Origin of the sequence: Campylobacter sp. RKI_CA19_01122, assembly GCF_025771325.1 — a bacterium.
GTDB classification, from domain to species: Bacteria; Campylobacterota; Campylobacteria; order Campylobacterales; family Campylobacteraceae; genus Campylobacter_D; species Campylobacter_D lari_D.
Genome location: NZ_JAKMPZ010000014.1, coordinates 24,100 through 33,497, shown reverse-complemented (window position 1 = coordinate 33,497; position 9,398 = coordinate 24,100). Strand labels below are relative to the sequence as shown.

The 9,398-nt window shown below is 30.6% G+C and carries 8 protein-coding genes; 4 read left to right on the top strand and 4 right to left on the bottom strand.

Going from position 1 to position 9,398, the window contains the following annotated elements; genetic code table 11:
- Positions 1 to 33 precede the first annotated feature (33 nt).
- The 3 genes from L8U37_RS07535 to L8U37_RS07525 are packed head-to-tail and all read right to left on the bottom strand — an operon-like array spanning position 34 to position 2,685.
- The gene (locus L8U37_RS07535; protein WP_263728943.1) at positions 34 to 723 is read right to left on the bottom strand and encodes a class I SAM-dependent methyltransferase; all 690 of its coding nucleotides are present in this window, start codon (positions 721 to 723) and stop codon (positions 34 to 36) included.
- Positions 724 to 775: 52 nt separating this feature from the next.
- A complete protein-coding gene (modB, locus tag L8U37_RS07530; RefSeq protein WP_263665063.1) occupies positions 776 to 1,447 on the bottom strand; it encodes a molybdate ABC transporter permease subunit in 672 nt (223 codons plus the stop codon).
- A 32-nt stretch (positions 1,448 to 1,479) separates the two neighbouring features.
- A complete protein-coding gene (locus tag L8U37_RS07525; protein WP_263728942.1) occupies positions 1,480 to 2,685 on the bottom strand; it encodes a saccharopine dehydrogenase family protein in 1,206 nt (401 codons plus the stop codon).
- 134 nt (positions 2,686 to 2,819) lie between these two features.
- Here L8U37_RS07525 and putP point away from each other — a divergent pair, with 134 nt between their 5' ends.
- The 4 genes from putP (at position 2,820) to L8U37_RS07505 (ending at position 7,281) form a co-directional block, all read left to right on the top strand.
- Entirely contained in the window at positions 2,820 to 4,298 is a 1,479-nt protein-coding gene (gene putP / locus L8U37_RS07520; protein ID WP_263728941.1) for a sodium/proline symporter PutP, read from the top strand.
- Position 4,299: 1 nt separating this feature from the next.
- On the top strand, positions 4,300 to 5,271 hold the full coding sequence (locus L8U37_RS07515) for a putative transporter (protein WP_263671771.1): 972 nt from the start codon (positions 4,300 to 4,302) through the stop codon (positions 5,269 to 5,271).
- 87 nt (positions 5,272 to 5,358) lie between these two features.
- On the top strand, positions 5,359 to 6,729 hold the full coding sequence (locus tag L8U37_RS07510; protein ID WP_133319921.1) for a hemolysin family protein: 1,371 nt from the start codon (positions 5,359 to 5,361) through the stop codon (positions 6,727 to 6,729).
- 69 nt (positions 6,730 to 6,798) lie between these two features.
- Entirely contained in the window at positions 6,799 to 7,281 is a 483-nt protein-coding gene (locus L8U37_RS07505; protein WP_263728940.1) for a pyridoxamine 5'-phosphate oxidase family protein, read from the top strand.
- Positions 7,282 to 7,313: 32 nt separating this feature from the next.
- Here L8U37_RS07505 and fusA read toward each other — a convergent pair whose 3' ends face one another.
- On the bottom strand, positions 7,314 to 9,389 hold the full coding sequence (gene fusA, locus L8U37_RS07500; protein WP_039617755.1) for an elongation factor G: 2,076 nt from the start codon (positions 9,387 to 9,389) through the stop codon (positions 7,314 to 7,316).
- Between the last annotated feature and the right edge of the window lie 9 nt (positions 9,390 to 9,398).

Here is a 9,398-nt window from a genome sequence, read left to right as displayed (position 1 = left end):
ATAAAGACTTGATAAAGTCTTTATCACATAAAATTATTTTTCCCCTATATAAATAAAATGCTGTATACTTCCTTCAAAATTATATAAATTTATTAATTCATAATCTCCCCAAAATAATGGTTTAAAAGGTTTAAATTTTTCTTTTAATTCTTCGATCGTATTTGTAAAATTTATATAAGTAGATTCACCATTTAATCTTGGACTAGATTTTACTTCCACTAAACCATTATCTTTAACATCTCCTGCAACAAATTCTTGATAAGCTTTAGAGCTAATCATTGTCGCGAAAATTATTGCTCCATCATTGCATAAATCATAAAATTCTTCAATAGTTTTTTGAAAGTCTTTGTTTGGCAGATAATATAAACTTTGATTTGCAAAAATAAAATCCATTTTTACATCAAATAAATTTTTAAAACTAGAATTTGGTGTAATAACATGAAAATTATTTTCATTTATTCTAGGATCTTTTTTCCAAGTATTTTTTAAACTAGGAACAATATCTATACCATAAGCATTAATACCCCCCCCCGTTACATCTTGAAAATACTTAGAATGAACTCCATTTCCACAACCAAAATCAAGTAAATTTCCACTTGTTTTATTTAATTTGTATTTTAAGATTCTCTCATAAAATCTTATAACATGTCCATCTGGATATTGTAAGCCATATCCTTCATTGTCATATTTTTTAGTATATCCTGATAGTGAATTATCCGTCATTTCTCCTTTAAATTTAAGATATAAATTGATTATACAATAAAATAAGTCTTTGCTATTTATTTTTTAACAAATTTACACTTAACAAAACAACAAAACTAAAAATTAAAAGTATGAGACTATAAATATGAGCTGTGGCAAAATCTAAATTTTCCATACTTTCATATATAGCAATACTAGCCACTTTTGTTTCTCCGCTTAAAGAACCACCTATCATTAATACTATACCAAACTCACCCATAGTATGTGCAAAACTTATTACTAAAGCGCTGAGTATAGCCGGTTTGATACTTGGTAAGATTACTTTAAAAAGTGTGATGAAAGAATTTTTTCCCAAAGAAAAACTTGCTTCTATAATATTTTTAGAAATTAAAGACATTGCATTATATAAAGGATTAAACATAAAAGGTAAAGAGTAAATGCAACTTGCTATTACCAAACCTTCAAAAGTAAAAGCTAAAGTGATATTAAAATATTTTTCTAAAAATTCTCCAAAAAAAGAATATTTTGAAAATAAAATCAACAAGTAAAAACCAACAACAGACGGTGGTAAAACTAAAGGTAAGGTTATTATGGTTTCTAGAATTTTTTTTGCTCTAAATTGCTTAAAAGTAAAAACCCAAGCAAGAGGTATGCAAAAACAAAACAAAATTATACAAGTAATAATAGAAAGTTTTATGGAAACTAAAAAAGGCATCCAATCTATACTTAATAATAATTGTGTCATTATTAAAACTTTCTCAAGTCAAAGACTTGAGATTATTTTCCTAAATTTGGCTCCATTTCTATAATTTTCCAAGGAAGTCCTTGAGTATTTAACTCATCCATAAAAGGTTTGGCGTCAAATTCTTCCATGTTAAACACACCTTTTCCTTGCCAAATTCCTTTAGCGATTAGCTTTGTTCCTATCATTGCAGGAACTCCAGTAGTATAACTCACAGCTTGTGCTCCGGTTTCTTTAAAGCATTCTTCGTGATTACAAACATTATAAATATAAACTTGTCTATCTTTTCCATCTTTTACACCGCGAATCACACAACCTATATTAGTATAGCCTTTGGTGCGAGGGCCTAAACTAGCAGGATCAGGAAGCAAAGTTTTTAAAAATTCTATTGGTATTATTTCTTTGCCTTGATGCATAACAGGCTTAATACCTAACATACCAACATTTTCAAGACACTTCATATGAGTTAAATAGCTTTGTCCAAAAGTCATGAAAAATCTTATTCTTTTTAAGCCTTTGATATTTTTTACTAAGCTTTCAAGCTCTTCATGATAAAGTAAATAACTATCTTTTACCCCTACTTCAGGATAATCCCACTCCATTTTTATCTCCATAGGATCAGTTTCTATCCATTTGCCATTTTCCCAGTAACGACCTTTAGCAGAAACCTCTCTTAAGTTAATTTCAGGGTTAAAATTAGTAGCAAAAGCATAGCCATGATCGCCTGCATTACAATCTAATATATCTATATAATAAATTTCATCAAACAAATTTTGCTGTGCATAAGCGCAAAATACATTAGTAACACCTGGATCAAAACCACTTCCTAAAAGTCCTAAAATTTCTGCTTGTTTAAACTTATCATTTCTTGCCCATTGTTCTTTATATTCAAATTTAGCTAAATCAGGATGTTCATAATTTGCAGTATCTACATAGTGAATATTAGTTTGAATACACGCATCCATTAAAGCAAGATCTTGATAAGGCAAAGCCACATTTAATAAAATTTCAGCTCCTGTTTTTTTGATAAGCTCTACAACAGCAGATGTGTCATCTGCATCTATTTGCTCAGTTTGAATTTCTATACCTAAACGCTCTTTTATAAAAGCTGCTATTTCATCACATTTACTTTTAGTTCTACTTGCTAGAGTTATTTTGCTAAAAACATCACTATTCATTGCACATTTTACAGTTGCAACGCGACTTACACCACCTGCACCTATAATTAAAAGATTTTTCATTAACTATCCTTAATTTTTTTGAAAATTGTAACAAAAAAACTTTATAAAGCATTGAAATAAAAAATAATTTTTATAATGTTTTTTTAAAATAAAACAAGTAAAATGATGATTTTTTAAATTTTTTAAGGACACTTATGAATTTACAAAGTGTGGAATTTTCTTATCCTATTATTATTACTTTTATTACCTATGCATTTTTAATGCTTTTTATAGGTTTTTATTTTTACAAAAAAAATCAAAATAGTAAAGATTATTTTGTTGGAAATGCATCAATGGGACCTGTAATATCTGCCTTAAGTGCAGGTGCTTCTGATATGAGTAGTTGGCTTTTAATGGCTTTTCCCGGTGCTTTATACGCAGCTGGATTGGGACAAATTTATATAGCCATAGGTTTAAGTTTTGGTATGTTTCTAAACTGGACCTTTGTTGCTAAAAGATTAAAGATTTTTTCTCAAATAGCCAAAGAATGTATTACAATTCCTGATTTTTTTGAAAGTCGCTTTCATGATGATAGACATATTTTAAGAAGTATTTGCGCGGTAGTTATTTTAGTATTTTTTACTATTTACATTAGTGCTGGATTAGTAAGTGGTGCTAAACTTTTTGAAAGTGTATTTAATTTGCCTTATATTTTTGCCTTAAGTATTGGATTTTTAGTTATTGTTTTATATACTTTTTTAGGTGGCTATAAAGCCGTATGCTGGACTGATATGATACAAGGACTTTTAATGATGAGTTCATTAATTATCATTCCTTTTGTGATGATTTTTGAACTTGGCGGCTTTGGCGAAGCTTTTTCTACTATAAATGATGTAAAACCTCAAGCTTTTGGTTTAGATGGTGGTGGTTGGCTAGCGGTAGCATCAACCTTGGCCTGGGGGCTTGGATATTTTGGCCAACCTCATATTTTAATTCGCTTTATTTCTATAAAAAATGTAAAAGAAATTCCTACTGCGACTTTTATAGGCATAACTTGGATGGTAGTTTCTCTATTTGGTGCTGCTATGATAGGATTTTTAGGTATTGCTTATATAGCTAAATTTGATCTTACTTTAAATGATCCTGAAAGAATATTTATTGTAATGTCTCAAGTGCTTTTTAACCCTTGGGTGGCTGGAATTTTACTCAGTGCAATTTTAGCAGCCATTATGAGTACTGCAAGTTCTCAATTGCTAGTATGCGCTTCTAGCTTGGTGCAAGATTTTTATACACAAATCTTAAAAAGAAAAACAAATGATAAAAATATTACTTTGTTGTCACGCTTAGGTGTTTTGATTGTAGCGTGTGTAGCTTTTACACTTTCGCTTGATACTCAAAGTCAAATTTTAAGCATAGTCTCTTATGCTTGGGCAGGTTTTGGAGCTAGTTTTGGAAGCGTTATTTTATTTTCTTTATTTTATAAAAATATGAGCAAAGAAGGTGCAATAGCTGGAATAGTTAGCGGGGCTTTAACTGTTGTATTTTATAAGCATTTTGGTTCAAATTTTATAGAAATTTATGAAATCATTCCTGGATTTTTAGTCGCAAGTTGTTTTATTATGATTTTTAGTATAATATTTAAAGCAAAAAAACATACAATAAAACATTATGAAAAAATGCTGAAAGAAATTTAAAATGTTTAAATCTTTTTTTTATTCTAAAAAATGGGCTTTATGGGCTTACTTGGGTCTGTTTTTTTTATTGTCTTCTTTATTAGCACAAACCTCTATTAATGTAGCAATAAATGAATGGTATAAAGAATTTTACGATGTTTTACAAGATGCAAAAAATCATAGCATAAATGATTTTTATCATTTTATTAAACAATTTTTATATTTAGCACTGCCTTATGTATTAATCGCTACTATCACGCAATATTTTGGAAGCATATATGCTTTTAAATGGCGCGAGGCTATGACTTTTGATTATATTAAATTTTGGCAAAAAAAAGATGATAACATAGAAGGCAGTTCGCAAAGAATTCAAGAAGATATCTATAATTTTTCAAAAATCATAGAAAGTTTAGGGTTAGCTTTTGTCAAAGCAATTATGACTTTAGTTGCTTTTGTACCAATTTTATGGATGTTAAGCGCACATGTTAATTTACCTATCTTAAAAGATATTAATGGCTCTTTAGTATGGATTGCATTTTTGGTTTCTTTAGGAGGTTTAGTTATATCATGGTTTGTAGGTATAAAACTACCTGGACTAGAATATAACAATCAAAAAGCCGAAGCTGCTTTTAGAAAAGAACTTGTTTTTGCTGAAGATGATAGAAAAAATTATGCAAGCGATGAAAGTATTTTAAGTTTATTTACCGGGCTTAAAATCAATTATAAAAGATTATTTTTACATTATGGGTATTTTAATGTATGGCTTTATTTATTTGAGCAAATCATGGTTATAGTACCCTTTTTAATCATGGCTCCAAGTTTATTTTTAGGACTTATACAACTTGGAATTATCATACAAGTTGGTAATGCTTTTGACCAGGTTAGATCTTCATTTAGCATTTTTATCACCAACTGGACAACTATCACACAGCTTCGTAGTATTTACAAGCGTTTAGATGAATTTGAAAAAAATATAGAATATAGAAAACATTAAATTAATTTAAAATATATCATTATTTTTAAGCTAATTTTATAGTTTTGATTTGATATAATTTTGCGAAATTTTATTAAAGGAGTTTTTTTGGACCCCAGTCAATCTTTAGACTTAAATCAAACACTACCTACTGTTGCCTCTATTGATATAGGCTATTCTACTTTTATGATTCTTGTTGCATTAGCTTTAGTGCTTTTAAATGGATTTTTTGTTTTATCTGAATTTGCTATTGTTAAAGTGCGTAGATCAAAACTTGAAGAAATGGTAAAAGAGAAAAAACGCAATGCAAAAAAAGCTTTGGAAGTCACTTCAAAACTAGATACTTATTTAAGTGCTTGCCAACTTGGTATTACGCTAAGCTCTCTTGCTCTTGGTTGGATAGGTGAACCTGCTATTGCTAAAATTCTTGAAGTTCCTCTAGCAAATTTAGGTTTAGCTCCAGCATTAATCCATACCATAGCATTTATTATTGCTTTTGCTATTATCACATTATTGCATGTTGTGCTAGGCGAGTTGGTCCCAAAAAGCATTGCTATAGCCATTGCAGATAGAGCTGTTTTATGGGTTGCAAGACCATTGCATTTGTTTTGGTTACTTTTCTTACCTTTCATTAAAACATTTGACTTTTTAGCTGCAGTTTCTTTAAAAATTATAGGTATAAAACCTGCCAAAGAACACGAATTAAGTCACTCTGAAGAAGAGATTAAATTTATTGCGAGTGAAAGCCAAAAAGGTGGAGTTTTGGATGAATTTGAAACTGAAATCATACGCAATGCTGTCGATTTTTCAGATACAGTAGCAAAAGAAATCATGACACCTAGAAAAGATATGATTTGTCTTAATAAACAAAAAAGCTATGAAGAAAATATGCAAATAGTTTGTCAGTATAAACATACACGCTTTCCATATATAGATGGTTCTAAAGATATCATTTTAGGTATGGTGCATATTAGAGACATTATGCAAAATGAACTTAGCAAAGATAAGAAAAATTTAGATGATTTTCTAATCAAGATGATCCTAGTTCCAGAAAATATCAGCATATCTAAAGTTCTTTTCATGATGAATAAAGAACAAGTACATACAGCATTAGTAGTAGATGAATATGGCGGAACTGCTGGTCTTTTAACTATGGAAGATATTATGGAAGAAATTGTTGGTGATATTAACGATGAGCATGATGATTCTAGTCCACATTTTAAAAAGCTTGCAGAAAATATCTATGAATTTCAAGGAAGATATGAAATTAGCGAAGTAGAAGAAATGCTTGATATACGCTTTAATGAAGAATTAGAGCAAGTCACTATAGGTGGATATGTTTTCAATCTTTTAGGACGCTTACCGGTGGTTGGAGATAGAATAGAAGATGAATTTTGCTACTACGAAGTCAAAAAGATGGATGGAAATAGCATAGAACGCATTAAAGTTGTACGCAAAAATACTGATGAAGAAGAGTAACAAACTCTTCTTTTTACTTTTCTATAAACCCTCAAATCTTATTCATTTTAACTTACAAGGAAAATTTTTATGCAACTACATGATGAAATTAATCAATTTATACAAGAATGCAAAAGCATTATGATATCGTCTTTAAATTTAAACAATCAAACCATATGTTCATATACTCCTATTATAAAAAACAAAAATGACTTTTATATTTATATTGGTGAAATTGCCGAACACTTTGAAGGAGTAAAATACAATCATCAAAACATAGAAATTATGTTTATAGAAGATGAAAAAGATTGCATATCAATCTTTGCAAGAAAAAGGCTTAAATTTAGAGTAGAGAGTGTAGAAATAACAAGAGATAATCAGCTATTTGAACAAGTATTAAATACTTATGAAAATGAAAACAATAAAGAAATAATCCAAGTCATTAAAAATATGCAAGATTTTCATTTATTTCAACTTATACTGAAAAATGGAAGATATGTTAAAGGTTTTGGAAAAGCATATGAAATCAATGAAGGAACAATTAATTTAATTAATTCAAAAGGACATAAATAATTCAAGATGAGCTTTTTGCCCATCTTGATAGATTAACCATTTCTTTTTTTGATAATTTCTTCAGAGACATTTTTTGGAACTTCATCATAGTGATCAAATTCCATAGAATAAGTAGCACGGCCTTGAGTTTGACTTCTAAGATCGGTTGAGTAACCAAACATCTCAGCCAAAGGACAAAATGCTGTAATAATTTTATTACCACCTCTTTCATCCATTGAATTTACTTGACCACGGCGTTTATTTAAATCACCAATAACATCACCCATGTATTCTTCTGGAGTTTCAACTTCAACTTTCATCATAGGTTCTAAGATTACTGCACCTGCTTTTCTAGCACCTTCTTTAAAGCCCATAGAAGCTGCAAGTTTAAATGCCATTTCAGAAGAATCCACTTCATGGTAACTTCCATCATAAACAGTTACTTTAACATCTTCAACAGGATATCCTGCTAAAACACCGTTTTGTAATGCTTCTTGAACACCTTTATCAACTGCTGGAATATATTCTTTTGGAATTACCCCACCTTTGATATCATTTACAAACTCATAACCACTACCTGGCTCAAGTGGCTCAAGTCTTAAGAATACATGACCATATTGTCCACGACCACCTGATTGTTTAGCGTATTTGTATTCTTGCTCAACTGTTTTTCTAATAGTTTCACGGTAAGCAACTTGAGGTTGACCAACTTCTGCTTCAACTTTAAACTCACGAAGCATTCTATCAACAATGATTTCTAAGTGAAGCTCGCCCATACCTGAAATGATAGTTTGACCACTTTCTTCATCTGTAGAAACTCTAAAGCTTGGATCTTCTTGAGCTAATTTATTTAAAGCAATAGACATTTTTTCTTGATCTGCTTTTGTTTTAGGCTCAACCGCAACTGAAATAACAGGATCTGGAAAATCCATTCTCTCTAGAATAACCTTATCTTTTTCACTTGCTAAAGTATCACCGGTTAGTGTGTCTTTAAGTCCAACAACCGCTCCAATTTCTCCTGCATATAAAGTTTTAATCTCTTCTCTTTTGTTAGAGTGCATTTTCAAAAGACGGCCGATTCTTTCTTTTTTATCTTTTGTTGAGTTGTATGCATAAGAACCGCTTTCTAAACTTCCTCTATACACACGAACGAAAGTTAATTGCCCAACAAAAGGGTCAGTCATAATTTTAAATGCTAGGCCTGCAAACTCACCATCATCAGTTGATTTTACAGAAACTTCTGTGCCGTCTTCATATTCACCTTTAATATTAGCAACTTCATCAGGAGCTGGTAAATAAGCAACAACAGCATCAAGTAATGGCTGAACACCTTTATTTTTAAAAGCTGTACCACAAAGCATAGGAACCATAGAAAGACTTAAACATCCTGCTTTAATACCTGCTTTGATTTCTTCTTGAGTAAGCTCTTCACCACCTAGGTATTTTTCCATTAATTCATCGCTTGTTTCAGAAACTGCTTCTATCATTTTTGTGCGATATTCTTCAGCCTTTTCTTTAAGTTCAGCTGGAATTTCTTTTTCTACATAATCAGTTGGTTTATTTTCATCTTCCCATACCAAAGCTTTCATGGTAATAAGATCAATTACACCTTTGAAATTATCTTCAGCACCGATTGGAATTTGAAGTGGAACTGGGTTACCTTTCAAACGATTTTTGATTTGTTCTTCAACATTAAAGAAATTTGCACCAATTCTGTCCATTTTATTTACAAAAACAATTCTTGGAACACCGTATTTATTAGCTTGTCTCCATACGGTTTCTGATTGTGGTTGAACTCCACCTACTGAACAAAACACCGCAACTGCACCATCTAAAACACGCATTGATCTTTCAACTTCAATTGTAAAATCAACGTGACCTGGAGTGTCTATAAGGTTAATTTGATGGTTTTTCCAAAAACAAGTTGTAGCAGCAGAAGTAATTGTGATACCTCTTTCTTTTTCTTGCTCCATCCAGTCCATTGTAGCTGCACCATCATGCACCTCACCAATTTTATGGCTCATACCTGTAAAGAAAAGAATTCTCTCACTAGTAGTTGTTTTACCTGCATCAATATGAGCTGCGATACCTATATTTCTAACTCTTTTTAAAGGAGTACTTCTTGACATATTTTACTC